This is a genomic window from Methanosphaera sp., from assembly GCF_016282985.1.
GTDB lineage: Archaea > Methanobacteriota > Methanobacteria > Methanobacteriales > Methanobacteriaceae > Methanosphaera.
On the sequence record NZ_JAEELZ010000038.1, the window covers coordinates 1 to 18,133 of the forward strand.

General features: G+C 33.0%; 31 protein-coding genes. All 31 read left to right on the forward strand.

Annotated features, from left to right (window positions below):
- Positions 1-204: 204 nt before the first annotated feature.
- A complete protein-coding gene (locus tag QZZ11_RS02155; RefSeq protein ID WP_292473149.1) occupies positions 205-1,695 on the forward strand; it encodes an acetyl-CoA carboxylase biotin carboxylase subunit in 1,491 nt (496 codons plus the stop codon).
- A 278-nt stretch (positions 1,696-1,973) separates the two neighbouring features.
- Complete coding sequence (locus tag QZZ11_RS02160) at positions 1,974-2,792, forward strand: putative RNA uridine N3 methyltransferase (RefSeq protein WP_292473151.1); 819 nt, start codon at positions 1,974-1,976, stop codon at positions 2,790-2,792.
- A 77-nt stretch (positions 2,793-2,869) separates the two neighbouring features.
- Entirely contained in the window at positions 2,870-3,883 is a 1,014-nt protein-coding gene (gene rpl3p / locus QZZ11_RS02165; RefSeq protein ID WP_292473153.1) for a 50S ribosomal protein L3, read from the forward strand.
- A gap of 18 nt (positions 3,884-3,901) precedes the next feature.
- Entirely contained in the window at positions 3,902-4,681 is a 780-nt protein-coding gene (gene rpl4p, locus QZZ11_RS02170) for a 50S ribosomal protein L4 (RefSeq protein ID WP_292473154.1), read from the forward strand.
- A gap of 5 nt (positions 4,682-4,686) precedes the next feature.
- The gene (locus tag QZZ11_RS02175; protein WP_292473156.1) at positions 4,687-4,947 is read left to right on the forward strand and encodes a 50S ribosomal protein L23; all 261 of its coding nucleotides are present in this window, start codon (positions 4,687-4,689) and stop codon (positions 4,945-4,947) included.
- A 26-nt stretch (positions 4,948-4,973) separates the two neighbouring features.
- Positions 4,974-5,699, forward strand: a complete 726-nt coding sequence (locus QZZ11_RS02180) for a 50S ribosomal protein L2 (RefSeq protein WP_292473158.1) — start codon at positions 4,974-4,976, stop codon at positions 5,697-5,699.
- A gap of 14 nt (positions 5,700-5,713) precedes the next feature.
- A complete protein-coding gene (rpsS, locus tag QZZ11_RS02185) occupies positions 5,714-6,121 on the forward strand; it encodes a 30S ribosomal protein S19 (protein WP_292473160.1) in 408 nt (135 codons plus the stop codon).
- A 15-nt stretch (positions 6,122-6,136) separates the two neighbouring features.
- A complete protein-coding gene (locus QZZ11_RS02190) occupies positions 6,137-6,601 on the forward strand; it encodes a 50S ribosomal protein L22 (RefSeq protein ID WP_292473162.1) in 465 nt (154 codons plus the stop codon).
- Between the two features lie 6 nt (positions 6,602-6,607).
- Complete coding sequence (locus tag QZZ11_RS02195) at positions 6,608-7,558, forward strand: 30S ribosomal protein S3 (RefSeq protein ID WP_292473164.1); 951 nt, start codon at positions 6,608-6,610, stop codon at positions 7,556-7,558.
- Between the two features lie 37 nt (positions 7,559-7,595).
- Positions 7,596-7,802, forward strand: coding sequence for a 50S ribosomal protein L29 (gene rpmC / locus QZZ11_RS02200; RefSeq protein WP_292473167.1), 207 nt, complete (start codon positions 7,596-7,598; stop codon positions 7,800-7,802).
- Positions 7,803-7,810: 8 nt separating this feature from the next.
- Positions 7,811-8,116 (forward strand): stress response translation initiation inhibitor YciH, encoded by a 306-nt coding sequence (yciH, locus tag QZZ11_RS02205; RefSeq protein ID WP_292473169.1) that lies wholly within the window; start codon positions 7,811-7,813, stop codon positions 8,114-8,116.
- 83 nt (positions 8,117-8,199) lie between these two features.
- Positions 8,200-8,481 carry a ribonuclease P protein component 1 gene (gene rnp1, locus QZZ11_RS02210; protein WP_292473171.1) on the forward strand — a complete coding sequence of 94 codons (282 nt, stop codon included), beginning with the start codon at positions 8,200-8,202 and terminating at the stop codon, positions 8,479-8,481.
- 4 nt (positions 8,482-8,485) lie between these two features.
- Positions 8,486-8,806 carry a 30S ribosomal protein S17 gene (locus tag QZZ11_RS02215; protein WP_292473173.1) on the forward strand — a complete coding sequence of 107 codons (321 nt, stop codon included), beginning with the start codon at positions 8,486-8,488 and terminating at the stop codon, positions 8,804-8,806.
- Between the two features lie 5 nt (positions 8,807-8,811).
- Entirely contained in the window at positions 8,812-9,210 is a 399-nt protein-coding gene (locus tag QZZ11_RS02220; protein WP_292473175.1) for a 50S ribosomal protein L14, read from the forward strand.
- Positions 9,211-9,220: 10 nt separating this feature from the next.
- A complete protein-coding gene (gene rplX / locus QZZ11_RS02225) occupies positions 9,221-9,574 on the forward strand; it encodes a 50S ribosomal protein L24 (RefSeq protein WP_292473177.1) in 354 nt (117 codons plus the stop codon).
- 2 nt (positions 9,575-9,576) lie between these two features.
- A complete protein-coding gene (locus tag QZZ11_RS02230; RefSeq protein WP_292473179.1) occupies positions 9,577-10,305 on the forward strand; it encodes a 30S ribosomal protein S4e in 729 nt (242 codons plus the stop codon).
- A gap of 2 nt (positions 10,306-10,307) precedes the next feature.
- Positions 10,308-10,814: a 50S ribosomal protein L5 gene (locus QZZ11_RS02235; protein ID WP_292473181.1), complete on the forward strand. Its 507-nt coding sequence runs from the start codon at positions 10,308-10,310 to the stop codon at positions 10,812-10,814.
- A 4-nt stretch (positions 10,815-10,818) separates the two neighbouring features.
- Entirely contained in the window at positions 10,819-10,971 is a 153-nt protein-coding gene (locus tag QZZ11_RS02240) for a 30S ribosomal protein S14 (protein ID WP_292473183.1), read from the forward strand.
- A gap of 17 nt (positions 10,972-10,988) precedes the next feature.
- A complete protein-coding gene (locus QZZ11_RS02245) occupies positions 10,989-11,381 on the forward strand; it encodes a 30S ribosomal protein S8 (RefSeq protein ID WP_292473185.1) in 393 nt (130 codons plus the stop codon).
- An 8-nt stretch (positions 11,382-11,389) separates the two neighbouring features.
- Positions 11,390-11,947: a 50S ribosomal protein L6 gene (locus QZZ11_RS02250; RefSeq protein WP_292473187.1), complete on the forward strand. Its 558-nt coding sequence runs from the start codon at positions 11,390-11,392 to the stop codon at positions 11,945-11,947.
- A gap of 22 nt (positions 11,948-11,969) precedes the next feature.
- Complete coding sequence (locus tag QZZ11_RS02255; RefSeq protein WP_292473189.1) at positions 11,970-12,299, forward strand: 50S ribosomal protein L32e; 330 nt, start codon at positions 11,970-11,972, stop codon at positions 12,297-12,299.
- A gap of 81 nt (positions 12,300-12,380) precedes the next feature.
- A complete protein-coding gene (locus QZZ11_RS02260) occupies positions 12,381-12,839 on the forward strand; it encodes a 50S ribosomal protein L19e (RefSeq protein WP_292473191.1) in 459 nt (152 codons plus the stop codon).
- A gap of 3 nt (positions 12,840-12,842) precedes the next feature.
- Entirely contained in the window at positions 12,843-13,424 is a 582-nt protein-coding gene (locus tag QZZ11_RS02265; RefSeq protein WP_292473193.1) for a 50S ribosomal protein L18, read from the forward strand.
- Positions 13,421-14,104 (forward strand): 30S ribosomal protein S5, encoded by a 684-nt coding sequence (locus QZZ11_RS02270; RefSeq protein WP_292473195.1) that lies wholly within the window; start codon positions 13,421-13,423, stop codon positions 14,102-14,104. The genes QZZ11_RS02265 and QZZ11_RS02270 overlap by 4 nt, the downstream gene beginning before the upstream one ends.
- A 14-nt stretch (positions 14,105-14,118) precedes the next feature.
- Positions 14,119-14,577, forward strand: coding sequence for a 50S ribosomal protein L30 (gene rpmD, locus QZZ11_RS02275; protein WP_292473197.1), 459 nt, complete (start codon positions 14,119-14,121; stop codon positions 14,575-14,577).
- A 17-nt stretch (positions 14,578-14,594) separates the two neighbouring features.
- Positions 14,595-15,032 carry an uL15 family ribosomal protein gene (locus QZZ11_RS02280; protein ID WP_292473200.1) on the forward strand — a complete coding sequence of 146 codons (438 nt, stop codon included), beginning with the start codon at positions 14,595-14,597 and terminating at the stop codon, positions 15,030-15,032.
- Positions 15,033-15,078: 46 nt separating this feature from the next.
- Positions 15,079-16,428: a preprotein translocase subunit SecY gene (gene secY / locus QZZ11_RS02285; RefSeq protein ID WP_292473202.1), complete on the forward strand. Its 1,350-nt coding sequence runs from the start codon at positions 15,079-15,081 to the stop codon at positions 16,426-16,428.
- 85 nt (positions 16,429-16,513) lie between these two features.
- Positions 16,514-17,071 carry an adenylate kinase gene (locus tag QZZ11_RS02290; protein ID WP_292473204.1) on the forward strand — a complete coding sequence of 186 codons (558 nt, stop codon included), beginning with the start codon at positions 16,514-16,516 and terminating at the stop codon, positions 17,069-17,071.
- Positions 17,072-17,082: 11 nt separating this feature from the next.
- Positions 17,083-17,619 carry an EMC3/TMCO1 family protein gene (locus tag QZZ11_RS02295; protein WP_292473206.1) on the forward strand — a complete coding sequence of 179 codons (537 nt, stop codon included), beginning with the start codon at positions 17,083-17,085 and terminating at the stop codon, positions 17,617-17,619.
- Between the two features lie 116 nt (positions 17,620-17,735).
- Complete coding sequence (locus QZZ11_RS02300) at positions 17,736-18,005, forward strand: 50S ribosomal protein L34e (protein WP_292473208.1); 270 nt, start codon at positions 17,736-17,738, stop codon at positions 18,003-18,005.
- Positions 18,002-18,133 (forward strand): AAA family ATPase (locus QZZ11_RS02305; protein ID WP_292473210.1); only part of this gene is annotated, 132 nt, incomplete at its 3' end. The genes QZZ11_RS02300 and QZZ11_RS02305, both read left to right, overlap by 4 nt.

Sequence of the window (18,133 nt, forward strand, 5' to 3'; positions counted from 1 at the left end):
ATATTATAAAGATAGAACAATAATTTTATCTTTATATTTTTTCTTTTCTATTTTACGAACTAACAACTATTTTTACAATTGTTTTATTAATTTAAATATTAATTCCTAAAATCTATATAATATTAATTAAATAAAATATTATATAGAAACAAACATAATGTAAATTTTTATTTATTATACTAATTATTAAAGGGGAACAATAAAATGTTTGATAAAGTATTAATCGCAAACCGTGGTGAGATTGCAATACGTGTTATGCGAGCTTGTAAAGAATTAGATGTGGATACAGTAGCAATATATTCCGATACTGATGAAACGGCATTATTCACAAAATATGCTGACGAAGCAAAACCACTTAATTCATCAATATTGGCACAGTCATACCTTGATATTGATAAGATTATGGATATAGCAATTGAAACTGGTGCTGATGCAATACATCCTGGATATGGATTTTTATCAGAAAATCCGGTATTGGGTGAACGATGTGACGAAAATAACATTACTCTTATTGGTCCAAGAAAAAATGCTATTGAATCAATGGGAGATAAAATTACTTCAAAACAGTTAATGGAAAAAGTGGGAGTACCAACAGTTCCTGGTGACAAAGAAGGAATAACTGATGTGGAAGTAGCTAAAAAAAGAGCAAAGGAAATTGGATATCCTGTAATTATCAAATCATCCGCCGGTGGTGGAGGAATTGGTATGAGAGTAGTTTATGAAGAAGATGAACTAGCTCGTGCAATTGAAACCACACAGAATTTAGCACAATCAACATTCGGTGATGGAACCGTATATATTGAGAAATACATAGAAAGACCAAGACACATAGAATTCCAGGTATTGGCAGATAATCATGGTAATACAGTACATGTATGTGATCGTGAATGTTCTATTCAAAGAAGACATCAGAAGTTAATAGAAGAAGCACCTTCACCAATTATGACTGAAGAGTTAAGAGAAAGAATGGGTGAATCAGCAATTAAAGCTGCTCAAAGTGTTGATTATAACAGTGCAGGAACTGTTGAATTCATGTATTCTAACGGTGAATATTATTTCCTTGAAATGAATACAAGGATTCAGGTGGAACATCCTATTACTGAAGCAATTACGGGTATTGACTTGGTTAAACAACAGATTAAAGTTGCAGCAGGTGAAAAATTAGGATATGAACAAGATGATATAAAAGTAAATGGGCATGCTATCGAATGTCGTATTAATGCTGAAGATCCATTAAATGATTTTGTTCCAAGTCCTGGTAAATTATTAGGGTACCGTTCACCTGGTGGTATTGGAATTAGGATGGATAGTGGAGTTTATACGGGATATACTATTCCATCAATATATGACTCAATGATTGCAAAATTAATTGTACATGGGAACTGTAGGGATGAAGCTATAGCCCGTATGAAAAGAGCTTTAAATGAATTTATTGTAGTTGGTGTTCCAACAACAATTCCATTCCACAAAGCATTAATGAATAATAAAAACTTCCAGGAAGCAAATCTTCACACAAGTTTCATAGAAGAAAATAAGCAAGATTTAATAATGGAAATAGAACGGGTTGTTAAAGAAGATGAAGCTAGAATTAGTGAACTAAATTCAACATTCTTACCTAGTAAGAAGGTTGCAGCTATTTCAACTAGTGTGAACACATATATGCAAAGGATTATGGAAGATCAACAAAAAAGATAAACTTTTTTAGTTCCCTTTTTTTTAATTTTTATAAAATTAATTTTAATTACTAAAATACGATAATTGTTTTTTGTAATATATAAAAGTTTTCTTAAAAATCCTATTTTTGAATATTTCTCAAAAATATTTTTATTTGAAAAAAATAAAAATATATCTCTTTTTTTATTACCTATAAAACGGTAAGTTTATATATAGTTATAAAGTAATATATAATATAGTATTCCAACTGATAAAAACTTCCTATAAACTAATATATGTTTTTGAACAAATTTTTTATTATGGAAAAATTATCAATATTCGTGCCGAATAGTTTTTTGGCCGAATCAAAAGATTCAAAAATTAGAACATATAAAGTTGGCTTAATAGGGAGATATGCTGCTCTATTTAGGGCTAATAATATAGTTATTTACAATGACAATTCAGACGGAGGTAGTAGGGATGATGCTCTCTATATGAAAACTATCCTAGAATACATGGATACACCTCAATACTTGAGAAAACAAGTGTTTCCGATTACACCGGAGCTGAAGAATGTAGGAATACTTCCACCACTTAGGACACCACATCATCCTTCATCAGATGATCTTCAAGTTGGAGATTTCAGAAAAGGATTGACAAAAAAACGTGTTCGTAAGGGCACTATGGTCGATATTGGTGTAGACCAACTTGCATTATGTAAGGAGAAACTAAGTGTCAACAAAGTACTAAGTTTTCGTATTGAAAAGTTAGGCAAAGAAATTTTAATAGAACCTGATGAACCTGATAGTGTTTATTGGGGATATGAAGCAATTACTAGTGACCGTAACCTCTACGACAGCATAACCATGATGAAACAACAACCTGATTTGGTAATTGGTACATCAAAATATGCTCCTAACATTAATTCTATTCTTGATGAGGTTCAAACAAGTATCAAACAAGCGACTCATGTAGCTATTTTATTCGGAGGACCATACTCAGGAATAAACAGCTTAATAAATGAGCGAAAGTTAGATTTTGAGATTAATACTGTTCCTTGTCAGGGTACTGAAACAGTTAGGACAGAAGAAGCAGTAATTAGTACATTGTCTATATTAAACATATTGCTGGACCATTAGTATTTTGTTACTTATTAAAAATAACTTGTAAATAACACCATAAACAATTATAATTTTAAAATTAAGGAGAAGAAAACATGACTAGACATCACCAACCAAGAAAAGGATCGGTTGCATTCAGTCCACGTAAAAGAGTGGCTAGAGAAACACCTCGTGTAAGTACCTGGCCGGAAGTAGAAGAGACTGGATTGCTCGGGTTCGCAGGATACAAGGTGGGCATGACCCACGTGACGGCTCTGGACTCTAGGAAAGGTTCTCCAACAGAAAACATGGAATTATCTGTTCCATGTACAATATTAGAGGCACCACCTTTAGTAGTGTTGGGAATTAGAGCTTACACAAAAACAACATACGGATTAAAAACTTTAACCGATGTGCTCGCAAATGATAATTTAGATGATGAATTATCAAGAAAAATATCTGTTCCTAAATTCGAAGATATCGAAGCAAAATTAGAAAACTTAAGAAACAGAATCGATGAAATTGATGAAGTTAGAGTTCTAGTTCACACTAAACCAAAACTTACCAGTGTGCCTAAGAAAAAACCAGAAGTTCTTGAATTCGGAGTAGGTGGAAAATCTGTAGAAGATAAATTAGAATATGCTATAAGTGTATTAGGACAAGAAATTACACCTAAAGATGTATTTGAAGAAGGTGAATTCACTGATGCAATAGCAACCACCAAAGGAAAAGGTGTTCAAGGACCAGTAAAAAGATTCGGTGTAAGAATCCAATATGGTAAAGCAGCACGTAGTGGTATTGAAAGACACGTAGGTTCTATTGGACCATGGACTCCAAACAGAACTATGTGGACCGTTGCAATGCAAGGTCAAATGGGATACCATAAAAGAACAGAATATAACAAAAAACTCCTAAAAATAGGCGATGAATCTGAGGTTGACTTAATAAACCCAGATGGTGGATTTGTAAAATATGGATTAGTTAAAAACAATTACATAATTGTTAAAGGTTCATTACCAGGACCTTCCAAAAGATTAGTTGTTTTAAGAAAAGGAGTAAGAAATGCAAGTAAAGATGCAACCGCTCCAGAAATATCTTACATAAGCACAACTTCAAGACAGGGAGTATAAATTTAAAGAGTGATTAGTATGGCAAAAGTAAACGTTTATTCATTAAAAGGCGACATCACCGAGGAAATTGAGCTCCCAGAAATATTTGAAGAAACATACAGACCTGACGTAATTAAAAGAGCTGTAATTTCAATTCAAACCGCAAGAATTCAACCTTGGGGAGCAAACCCAATGGCTGGTAAAAGAACTACAGCTAAATCAATGGGTTCAGGTAGAGGAGCAGCAATGGTACCTCGTATAAACGGGTCATCCAAAGCAGCATTTGTACCTCAAGCAATTGGTGGTAGAAAAGCTCATCCTCCACGAGTAAATACTATTTATCATGAAAAAATCAACAGAAAAGAAAGAATCTTAGCAATTAGATCTGCAATAGCAGCTACTGCTGATAAAGATTTAGTATCCCAAAGAGGACATCAGATTTCTGAATTAGATCAAATTCCTTTCGTTGTAGATGATGAATTAGAAACAATCAAAACAACAAAAGAAACTCGTGAAATCTTCAAAGATTTAGGTATCATGGATGATATTGTAAGAGCTAAAAAAGGAAGAAAAATCAAATCTGGTAAAGGAAAACTTAGAGGAAGAAAATACAGAACACCTAAAGGACCTTTAGTAGTTGTTGGCAGTGATCGTGGAATTAGTTTAGGAGCAAGAAACCATGCTGGTGTAGATGTTGTTGAAGTAAGCAACGTTAACGCTGAATTACTTGCACCTGGTACTCACGCTGGAAGATTAACTATTTACACAAAATCTGCAATCGAAAAACTTGGAGATTTATTCCAACAAAATAGGAGTTAGTTATTATGGATCCATATTCAGTAATAATAAAACCACAATTATCAGAAAAAACTATGAATCAAATTTACGATGAAAACAAAATTACATTTGTGGTTCGCAGATCTGCTAATAAAAGAGTAATTAAAGATGCTTTCCAAGAGTTATACGATGCAAAAGTTCTTGCAGTAAATACTCATATTACTCCTAGAGGAGAAAAAGTTGCAACAATTGAATTAGAAGAAGCTGAAGCTGCAGAAGATATCGCAGTAAAATTAGGAGTCTTCTAAGTAATTTATAATTAGGAGGATTGATTATGGGACATCGATTAATTATTCAAAGAAGAGGTCGAGGAACTCCAACATATCGTAGTTCATCACACAGATTCAGAGGAAAAGTATCATACCGTTCATATGATGCACTTGAAAAAGAAGGAAGTCTTAAAGGATTAGTAACTGATATTATACATGATCCAGGACGTTCAGCACCTGTCGCAATTGTAAAATTCGAAAATGGTGAAGAAAAATTAGTTCTTGCACCAGAAAGTATTGCAATAGATGATGAAATCGAATGTGGTATTTCTGCTTCAATTGAACCAGGAAACACATTACCATTAAGTGAAATTCCTGAAGGTACTCCAGTATTTAATATTGAGAAAAACCCTGGAGACGGTGGAAAATTCGTCCGTTCTTCTGGAACATACGCTTCATTAATTACCCACGATGTAGGTAAATCAATGATTGAATTACCTTCCGGTGAATTAAAAGCATTTAACCCAAGAAGTAGAGCAACTATTGGTGTAGTTGCAGGTGGAGGAAGAAAAGATAAACCATTCCTTAAAGCTGGTAACAGATATCATGCACTTAAAGCAAAAGGTAAGAAAATGATGACTGTTAGAGGTGTTGCAATGAACGCAGTAGACCACCCACACGGTGGAGGTAACAGACAACATCCAGGAAGACCTACTACTATCTCAAGACATGCACCTGCAGGTAGAAAAGTTGGTTCCATAGCAGCTAAACGTACAGGTAAAAGACGATAGAAGGAGGCACTTAATTGGCTCGTAAGATTTTTAAATTTAGAGGATACACACTTGAAGAACTTCAAGCAATGTCCTTAGAAGAAGTAATAGAATTATTACCTTCAAGACAAAGAAGATCCTTGAAAAGAGGATTTTTACCAAGACAAGAAAAAGTTCTTGCTAAAATGGAAAAAGTTGACATTGAAAACAATAATGGAAGACCAGAAGTTATCAAAACACATTGTCGTGATATGATTGTACTTCCTAACATGGTAGGATACACATTTGGTATCTACAATGGTAGAGAATTTGTTGAAGTAACCATTAAACCAGAAATGATCGGATGTTACTTCGGAGAATTCGCACAAACACGTAGTAGAGTACAACACGGAGACCCTGGTATGGGTGCTACAAGATCATCAATGTTTGTACCACTTAAATAGATAGGAGAAATTTATATGGCAAAGAAAAATACTTACTCATATCAAGCTAAACCAGATGAGAAAATTGCAAAAGCATCAGGTCACAGTTTAAAAATTTCTCCAAAACATTCCGTGGAAATTTGTAGAACTATTCGTAACATGTACTTAGAAGATGCTAAAGCATTTTTAGAAGATGTTATTGAGAAAAAAACAGTAGTACCTTTCAAAAGACATAACAAAAAAGTTGGTCACAGAAGTGATTTAAAAGGTTGGCCATCTGGTAGATACCCAGTTAAAGCAGCAGCAGCTATATTAAAAGTATTAGAAAATGCTGAAGCAAACGCAGAAAACGAAGAGTTAGATGTAGAAAACCTTAAATTAGTTCACGCATCAGCTAACAGAGGGGTTATCATAAGAGGTTGGACTCCAAGAGCATTTGGTAGAGCTAGCCCTTCAAATACACCTACAACACATATTCAAATCGTATTGGGGGAGGCCTAAGTACAAATGATTGAAAAAGATTTCGTTAAAGAAGGATTAAGAAGAACACGTATTGATGAATATCTTGAAACTAAACTCGAAAGAGCAGGTTATGGTGGAATGGATATTCAAGTTACACCTGTTGGAACAATGGTTATTGTTTATGCTGAAAAACCAGGTATGGTTATCGGTAGAGGTGGAAAAACTGTAAGATCAATTACCAAAACTCTTCAAAACAACTTTGATTTAGAAAACCCACAAGTTGAAGTTAAAGAAGTAAAAGTTCCTGAGTTAAATCCTAGAATCATGGCTCACAAATGTGTGTCAATGTTACAAAGAGGAATGCAATTCAGAAGAGTAGCATACGCAAACATTAGAAGAATCATGAATGCTGGTGCTCAAGGTGTAGAAATTACAATTTCCGGTAAAATAAGAGGATCAAGATCCGCTTGTGCAAAATTCCACGACGGATACATTAAAAAATGTGGAGAACCTTCAACTAAACACGTTAAAGAAGGATTTGCAACAGTTACTTTAAAACCTGGTGTACTTGGAATTTACGTAAGAATTATGCCTCCTGAAGTAATTTTACCTGATAATGTTGAAATTAGTGAACCTGAAGCAGTTGATGTAGTTGCAGAAGAAACTCCTGTAGTTGAAGAAGTAGCAGCAACTGAAATTCAAGAAGAAATCACTGGTGAAGACATATTAGAAGAACTTTCAGAAGAAGCTGAACTTGAAGAAATCACTGAAGAAGAAGAAAACTCAAGTTTTTTAGAAAGTCATATTAAAAAATTTGAAGAAGAAATAATTCCTAAAATTAAAGATGACATTGAAAAAATAACTCAAGAAGAAAAAGATATTGTTAACTCTTTACATGAAAAAGAAGAAATATCCTTTTTAGACTCTTCAAAATTTAGTGAATTAAAGGAAAAAGTTGAAAAAATTCATTTAAAATTACAAAAATCAAATGAATAGAAAAGGCATTGATCTTAAAGAATAACGAGGAATACTTATGGTTATTTTAAGAAGTAAAGAAATTAGGGAATTAAGTCCATCAGATATGCAAGCTAAACTTAATGAACTTCATGCTGAATATGATACATTAGTTGGTAAAGGTGCAGTAGCTGGTGTTGATAACCCTGGTAAAATTAGAGAAACTAGAAGAACTATTGCCCGTGTTCTTACTATAATGAATGAAAATAAACAACAGGGAGAATAAGAATAGAGATGAAAATCTGTGAAATATGCGGTCTTCCAGAAGATCTATGTGTATGTGAAGAAATAGCACGTGAAGTACAAAAAGTTAAAGTATATACTGTACGTCGTAGATTTGGTAAACTTATGACTATTGTCGAAGGTATTGATGAACATGATATAGATATACGTGAATTAACAAAGACTCTTAAGTCTAAATGTGCTTGTGGTGGAACTGCTAAGAAAGGTCAAATTGAATTGCAAGGAGATCACAAACGTAAAGTTAAAGAAGTACTAGCAGGTATGGGTTTTTCATCAGATACAATAGAAATAAAATAGATTAATCTAGAAGATTCAGATGAAATTTCAATATTTACAGAATATTGAACAGGGAATAAAAATTCATTATGTGAAGTTTTATTATGATAACTCCACAAAACGTATTTCGACATGAATTCATTGGATTATCTGTTGAGGTTATAGACAGTAATCATGAAGGATTAATTGGAATACAAGGAATAATTATTGACGAAACTCGTAATACTATAAAAATAGATACGGGTAACGAAGAGAAAATTATCCCAAAAGCTAATGTAACATTATTGTTTACATTACCTGAAGGTGATAAAGTTTCTATTGATGGAAAAGTTATTTTAGCCCGCCCTGAAGACCGGATAAAAAAGAAATTTAAAAAAATTAGGTGAAACTATGGTAGGCATTAATGTTAAACAACCAGAAAACGAATGTCACGATCCTAACTGTCCATTTCACGGTGAACTCTCTGTAAGAGGTCAAATTATAGAAGGAACAGTTACTAGTGATAAGGCAGATCGTACAATTACTGTAGAAAGAAGTTTCTATAAGTTTATTAAAAAATTCGAAAGATACGAAAAAAGAAATTCAAAAATACAAGCACACAAACCAGATTGTATGGATGTTAAAATAGGGGATTCTGTTAAAATCGCAGAATGCAGACAATTAAGTAAAACTAAACACTTTGTGCTAGTAGAAGTTAAAGAAGGAGAATAGATAATATGAAAGCATTAACATCAAAAGTCTCCAAATCACTTCCTATCGGTGCTAGACTTAAATGTGTAGACAATACCGGAGCACGTGAAGTTGAAATAATTTCTGTAAAAGGATTTAAAGGAGTTAGAAGAAGACTTGCAACCGCAGGTGTAGGTGACATGGTAGTTATTTCCGTTAAAAAAGGAACAGCTGACATGAGAAGAGAAGTAACAACAGCAGTTGTAGTTCGCCAGAAAAAAGAATACAGACGTGCAGATGGTCTCAGAGTTAAATTTGAAGACAATGCAGCTGTAATTATTACAGAAGATGGTGTACTCAAAGGTTCAGAAATCAGAGGTCCTATAGCAAAAGAAGCTGCAGATCTTTGGCCTGCAATAGGTAGTGCTGCAAGTATAATTGTATAAGGGTGAAAATATGTCAAAACAACCAAGAAAACAACGTAAAGCGTTATATACAGCTCCACTACATAAACGTCATAACTCAATGAGCGTACATCTTTCTGATGATTTAAGAAAAGAATTCAACAAAAGATCATTCCCAGTAAGAAAAGGAGATGAAGTTGAAATTGTACGTGGTGACTTTAAAGGAACTGAAGGAAAAGTTGAAGGTGTAGATCTTAAAAATTACCGTGTACTTGTAGATGGTGCATCCAGCCAAAAACAAGACGGTTCAAAATTATACCAACCAATTCACCCATCAAACTTAGTAATTACAGATCTTTATTTAGATGATGAAAGAAGAAACAGTGCATTAAATAGGAAGGTATAATCATGGCAAATATGGGATCAAGAAAACACTTAAAAAGATTTAAAGCACCTAAAATGTGGCCTATCCATAAAAAAGAAGAAACATGGACAACTAAAACAAGTGCAGGACCACATGCTTTAGATAAATCATTACCTTTAGTAATGATATTAAGAGATATTTTAGGCTTAGCTGCAAATGCACGTGAAGCAAAAATTATCTTGAACAATGGTGAAGTATTAGTTGATGGAACTCCAAGAAAAGACCACAGATTCCCTGTAGGTTTCATGGATGTTATTTCAATACCAAAAATCAATAAATACTACCGTTTAATACCTGACCACAAAGGAAGATTAGTACTTAAAGAAATCGATGAAAAAGATTCTACATTCAAATTAGTAAGTATTGAAAACAAAACCACAATTAAAGGTGGAAAAACTCAATTAAACTTACATGATGGTAGAAACGTAATTCTCGATGAAGATGATTACAAAACAAGTGATGTATTATTATTAAACGTACCAGAACAGAAAATATCCGACTCAATTAAATTTGAAGTAGGTTCATTAGCATTAATTACTGGTGGTAAACACACTGGTGAATTAGGTAAAATCGATGAAATTAACATCACAAAATCTTCAAAATCAAACACAGTATTAATTGAAACTGAAGAAGGTTCATTCTTAACCTTAGCAAAATACGTATTTGTTGTAGGTACAGATAAACCAGTCATATCATTATTAGGAGATGACTAATCATGAATGTGATGGAAAAACCTTACATTGCAAAAGCAACAATCAACATTGGTGTTGGTGAAGGTGGAGAAAAATTAACAAGAGCTGAAGCATTAATTGAATCTCTTGTAGATCAAACTCCTGTAAGAACATACTCAAAAGTAACAAACCCTGAATTCGGTATCCGTAAAAAACAACCAATTGCATGTAAAGTTACTTTAAGAGGAGAAAAAGCTGAAAAAATCATATCTATGGTATTAGCAGGATTAGAAAATAGAATTAAAGCTTCTCAATTTGATAAAGAAGGTAACGTATCCTTCGGTATCAGAGAACACATTGATATTCCTGGCGTAAGATATGATCCTGATATTGGAATCTTTGGTATGGATGTTTCTGTAACTTTCCAAAAACCTGGTCACAGAATTAAAGAAAGAAGAATCAGACCTAAAAAAATACCAAAAGCACAAAGAGTTACAAAAGAAGAATCAATGGAATTAATGAAAGAAAAATTCCAAGTTACTATCGAATAGAAAGGTGATTATTGTGCCAAGAAAATACGGAAAAGCAGCAAGAAAATGTAGTCGATGTGGAGATCACTCAGCAATAGTAAGAAGATACGGTTTAAATCTTTGCCGTCAATGCTTCAGAGAAATAGCTCCAAAAATCGGATTTAAAAAATACAACTAAACAGGAGTGTTTATAGAATGTCTCTTATGGACCCTCTTGCAGATGCTTTAACAAACATCAGAAACAATGAGTTACAAGGTAATGCTACTGCAACAATCAGACCAGCATCTAAACTCATTGGTCATGTTTTAAGTGTAATGCAAAAGGAAAATTATATCGGAAATTTTGAATTAGTAGATGACGGTAAAGCTGGAATATTCAATGTTGAATTAGAAGGTAACATTAACAAATGTGGTGTTATCAAACCTCGTCATGCTGTAAAAAACGATGAATTCGAAGATTTTGAGAAAAGATATTTACCAGCTAAAAACTTCGGTATTCTCATCGTAACTACACCTCAAGGTGTAATGACCCATCATGAAGCTAAAGAAGCTGGAATTGGTGGAAGATTATTAGTTTATGTATATTAGGTGAAAAAATGGTTAAATTAGCAAATATAACAGAGATAATCCCTGTTCCTGAAGATGTTACAGTAACAGTTGAAGCAAACAATGATGTTACTGTAAAAGGTAACGGTGGAGAAATTAAGAGAAACTTCAACCATAACAATATTACCGTAACAAAAGATGATGAAAATGTTACAATATTTGTAGCATTCCCAAACAAAAAAGATAAAGCTATGGTAGGAACTATTAAATCACACATTTCAAACATGATTTATGGTGTAAAACATGGTTTTACTTACAAAATGAAAATCGTCTATGCTCACTTTCCAATGACCGTGAAAGTTCAAGGTAAAAAAATAACTATCGATAACTTCCTTGGGGAAAGAAGTCCACGTGAAGCAAAAATTATTGGTGACGATGTAAAAGTTCAAGTTAAAGGTGACGATGTAACTATTACTGGTATTAACAAAGAACATGTTGGTCAAACAATGGCTAACATTGAACAAGCTACCAAAATTAAAAGACGTGATCCTCGTATATTCCAAGACGGTATTTATTTAGTGGATAAAAGACAGGAAGAATTAGAATAAATAATTATAAGAGGTAGTTATTATGGCTAGAAAACCAACTTTCAAAAGACAAGAATATTGGAGATACAAAAAACTTGGTGACAGTTACCGTAGACCTAGAGGTAAACTAAGTAAAAGACGACGATACCAAGCAAGAAAACCTGCAATGGCTAGAGTTGGATATAGATGTCCAAAAAACACTAGAGGATTACATCCTTCAGGTTTTAAAGATGTATTAGTAGAAAATGTCGAACAAATCAAAGCTTTAAATCCTGAAACTGATGCAGCAAGAATTGCAGCAACAGTAGGAAAAAGAAAAAGACAGTTAATTGTAGCAATAGCTAAAGAAAACGGGGTAAAACTATTAAATTAAGATTAAAACAATAGTAATGGTTCATTTTTGAATACATTATGATTAAATCTTAATAGTTATTTTATATATAGGAGGATTTTCATGAATCTTACCACACAGAAAAAATTAGCTGCAAAAATACTTAAAGTAGGAGTTAACAGGGTTTGGATTGATCCAGAACATATGGAAGAAGTATCCAGAGCAATCACAAGAAACAGTATTAAAGCTTTGATTAATGACGGAGTTATTAAAGCTAAACCTGTTAATGGTATAAGCAGTTACAGAGCAAAACATAATGCTGAACAAAAGAAAAAAGGTAGAAGAAGAGGCCATGGTAGTATCAAAGGGGCTAAAAAAGCAAGAACTCCTAAGAAAGAAGCATGGATGAGTACCATTCGTTCTTTAAGAGTTGTTCTCAAAGACATGCGTGCTAACGATGAAATCGATAGAACAACATACCGTAAATTATACAATATGGCAAAAGGTGGAGCATTTAGAAGTAAATCATACATGAAAACTTATGCAAAAGACCACGGAATGCTTAAACAAACGGGGGAATAGATTATGGCACGTGGAGCAACATATAAAGTACAATTCAAAAGAAGAAGAGAAGGTAAAACTAATTACAACAAAAGATACAAATTAGTTGACCTTGATAAAACTAGAATGGTTGTCAGAATTACCTCCAATCATACCATAGCTCAATTAGTTAAAATTGGTGAAAACGGGGATGAAACATTAGTTTCAGCAACATCAAAACAATTAAAAGAATTTGGTTGGTTAGGTAATGGTAAAAACACATCTGCAGCTTACTTAACTGGTTACTTATTCGGTAAAAGAGCACTTAGTGAAGACTATGATGAAACAATCTTAGATATCGGATTACAACCAGCAATCAGAGGTACTAAAATTTATGCAGTACTTAAAGGAGCTTTAGATGCAGGATTATACATACCACACAATGAATCCATTTTACCTGATGATTCAAGAATCAGAGGGGAACACATTGCACAATATGCAGAAAATATGGATGAAGAAGAGAAAAATGCAAAATTCGCAAATTACATAAGATGTGGATTATCTCCTGAAGAAATACCAGATCATTTCGAAAGCGTTAAAAATAAAATAGATGAGGCAACACAATGAGCAAAAGATCAAATAGATCAAACAACAAGAATTCTACTAACAAGTTCAATGTTGAAGCATGGGAACCAAAAACAGAACTTGGTAGAAAAGTTAAAGAAGGCGAAATAACTGATATTGATCAAATATTAGACAAAGGTCTTCCTATAATGGAATTAGAAATTGTTGACGCACTATTACCAGATCTTGAAGAAGAAGTTATGGATGTTAACCTTGTTCAAAGAATGCACAAATCTGGTAGAAAAGTTAACTTTAGAGTAATTGTAGCAGTTGGAAATAAAAATGGATATGTAGGATTAGGTCAAGGTAAATCACAAGAAGTAGGTCCTGCTATCAGAAAAGCTGTAGATGATGCAAAATACAACCTTATTAAAGTCCGAAGAGGATGCGGTGACTGGGGTTGCGGTTGTGGAAGAAGACACACAGTACCTTACAAAGTAGAAGGTAAAATGAGTAGTGTAAAAGCAACACTTATTCCAGCACCAGCAGGAGTAGGACTTGCAATTGGTAATGTTGGTAAAACTATCCTTTCATTAGCAGGTATTGCTGATGTATGGAGTATGACCAGTGGTCAAACACAAACAACCATTAACTTTGCAGGTGCAGTATTTGATGCTCTTAAAGCATTATCTAGTGTAAAATCAAGTGAACAAGAACTCAAAGCTCTTGGAGTAATTGATTAAATGAGGTTTTTATTATGTACGCAGTTATAAGAATTCGTGGAAGAACTGGAATTAGAAAAAACATTGCAGATACACTTGATATGCTCAATCTTACAAGAATTAGTCATACAGTTGTAATTCCAGACACACCAAGTTACAAAGGAATGTTACAAAAAGCAAAAGATTACATTACTTGGGGAGAAGTTTCTGAAGAAACTTTCAAAAAATTAGTTTCTGAAAGAGCAAGACTTCCAGGTAATAAAAGAGTAACAGATGAATACGTTAAAGAAAACACTGACTATGCATCAGTAGATGACTTAGCAGTAGCAATTCTTAACGGTGAAACAACTCTTAAAGAATCTGGTTTAAAACCAATATTCCGTTTAGCACCTCCTAAAAAAGGTTACGAAAACACAAGAACACCTTTCACAGAAGGAGGTTCACTTGGTTACAGATCTGAAAATATCAATGAATTACTTGAAAAAATGATTTAAATTTGTAGGTGTTATGAATGATAAGAAAAACTAAAAAAATCAGAAAACTCCGAGGTTCAAGATCTGTAGGTGGAGGATGTACTAAAAAACGCCGAGGTGCAGGACACCGCGGAGGTCGTGGAAACGCAGGTTTAAACAAACACCACAAAACTTGGATGGTTATCAACGATCCTAAACACTTTGGTAAATATGGTTTTTCACGTCCAACAAAAACTATTCAAGAATTTAAACCTATCAATCTTTTAGATATTGATAACAATATTGAAAAATATTTAGCTGATGAAATAGCTGTAAAAGAAGATGGACAAATTGTATTGGATGTAACTGAATTAGGTTACAACAAAGTATTAGCAAAAGGTTCATTATCTACTGCAATGGTTATTAAATCACCTAAATTCTCACAAAGTGCTATCGCTAAAATTGAAGAAGTAGGCGGTATAGCAGAAATTATATAAATAAATTTAAGGGTATAATTAAATTATACTTTTCATGGGAGTAAATATGTCATCACTAGATGTTATAAAACCATTTTATTCCCTTTTACCACAAGTTGCTAATCCTGAAAAAAGACTTGGGTTTAAAGAGAAACTTAAATGGACAGGAATAATTTTAGTATTATACTTCGTTTTAGCTGAAGTATCATTATTTGGTCTAAGCCCTACGGCTGTGGATCAATTCGCACAGTTAAGATCAGTTATGGCAGGTAGCTTTGGTTCTATATTAACTTTAGGTATAGGTCCAATAGTTACTGCATCAATTGTTATGCAGTTATTGGTTGGGGGTAAACTGATAGATTTAGATTTATCTTCAACAGAAGATAAAGCTGCATTCCAAGGAACTCAGAAATTACTAGCTATAATTTTCACTTTATTTGAAGGAGCAGTACTTGTAATAACAGGTTCTTTACCTCCTATAAGTGGAGAATATACATTAATACTTATATTACAAATGGTTCTTGGTGGTATATTAATAATTTATATGGATGAAGTTGTAAGTAAATGGGGATTTGGTAGTGGTATCGGATTATTCATTGCCGCAGGTGTAGCCCAAACTATTCTTGTGGGTTCATTAAATTTCCTTCCAACTGCAGCATCATCAGCTCCTGCAGGTAGGATACCTGGATTTATCTATTCATTAATGACCGGACAACCAAACTTCGGTTTATTAATTCCTGTAATAGCTACAATTATAGTATTCTTGGTTGTAGTATATGCAGAAAGTATGAGAGTTGAAATTCCATTATCTTATGGTGGAGTTAAAGGAGCAAGATCAAAATATCCTCTTAAATTTGTGTATGCTAGTAACATGCCTGTAATTTTAGTAAGTGCATTATTCTTAAACATACAATTATTTGCAGGTTTGTTCCAATCAGTAGGATTCCCAATTTTAGGAGAAGTATCACAAGGTCAAGCAATTAGTGGTATTGCATATTACTTAAGTACTCCTTCAAATATTTCTGTTTTGTTCACAGATCCTTTGAAGGTTTTAATTTATGCAATAGTATTTATATCTTTATCTATTCTATTTGCTTTACTATGGGTTGAAATCAGTGGAATTGGTTCTAAACAAGTTTCACAGCAATTGTCTAAGATGGGTGTGCAAGTACCTGGATTTAGAAGTAGTAAAGTTCAATTTAGACGAATAATGGATAAATACATTCCAACGATTACAGTCCTCGGTGGTGCATTTGTAGGTTTACTCGCATTTGTTGCAGACCTTACCGGTGCATTAGGTGGAGGTACTGGGGTATTACTTACTGTAGGTGTTGTTTACAGATTATACGAAGAAATCGCTAAAGAACAACTTATGGATGTAAACCCAATGTTAAGAAGATTCTTAGGTGACGAATAAGATTATTAAAAAAGTAGAAATATAAATTATTTCTGCTTTTAATAATTATTAAAAATTTATTTAAATTATATTTGAAGTGATTATAATGAACATAGTAGTACTTGCAGGAATACCTGGTACTGGTAGTACAACAGTATTAAACAAAGTATTAGAAGAAATTGACTATGTCAACATCAATTATGGAAATATCATGTTTGATATTGCACAAGAAAAAGGATTAGTTGAATCTCGTGATGACATGAGAAAATTAAATCCTGAAATTCAAAAAGAAGTGCAACAACAAGCAGCTGTAAAAATTCATGAAATGGCTGAAAATGATGATGTTATCATTGATACACATTGTACTATTAAAACTCCAAAAGGATTTTTACCGGGTTTACCAATATGGGTATTAGATGAACTAAAACCAACGCAGTTTATTTTAATCGAAGCAGAACCTAGTGAAATTATGTACAGAAGAATGAATGATCCAACTCGTGTACGTGACATGGAATATACTGATGAAATAGATTTACATCAAGCTATGTCCAGAGCAACAGCAATGAGTTATGCAGTTCAAACTGGTGCTACAGTAGCTATGGTACAAAATAATGATGATGGATTAGAAAAAGCAGTATCTGAAATAGTTGATATTTTATCCTAGAGGATTGAAAAATGAGTTATTTAGATTTCTTACTTAATCCATTAATTAGTTTGGATCCTACACCATCCAATCCAATATTCACAATATTTATTATTGCAACAATAATTGCATTCTTTATTGTGTTATTGCAAAAATTATTAATTGATTATGATAGGATGGCGGAACTTCAAGCGGAAATGAAAGAATTACAAGTTGAGGCTCGGGAAGCACAAAAGTCAGGTGATCCTAAAGCATTAGCTAAAGTTCAAAAGAAACAAATGGAATTAATGCCTAAAAATAAAGAATTGATGATGATGCAAATGAAACCATCATTCATTACAATTATCCCAATTATGATAATTTATTATGGAATGATTGGAAATCATGCAATTAGTCATGTAATAATTAACATTGCTTCTAGTCAATATTATTTATTATTAATTCCAATATGGAACATATTTTGGACACAATCAAATCCATTAACAATAAACTTCTTCGGATGGTACATACTCTCATCATTTGCTATGAGCTTTGTATTCAGAAGAATATTTGGATTAAAAGCAATGTAATTCTAAAAGATAATATTTTATGTTATCAAAAATAAAAATAATATTGAATAAAATTATTAAGAGTATAAGGGAAAATACATTTACTTAATAATTAATAAATTGATAGGAGGAATATAATGTCTGCACCTAGATTTAGAACAGGAACATTCAAAAGAAGAGAAAAAAGAGTTCCTGGTGGAAGAAGAGTTGTACACTACAGTAAGAAAAAACCTTCTAAACACGTATGTGCTAAATGTGGAAAAGTATTAGATGCAGTACCACGTGGAAGACCATATGAAATTAGAAAATTATCTAAAAATCAAAGAAGACCAAACAGACCTTACGGTGGAATGTACTGTACAAACTGTACTAAACAATTATTAAAAGAAGAGGCAAGATCATTATGATTATTACTATCGGTGGACTCGCAGGTACTGGAACATCAACAGCAGCAAAAAATTTATCAGAATATTTGAATATTCCATATATTTCGGCGGGAGATGTATTCAGGCAATTAGCTAAAGAACATAATATG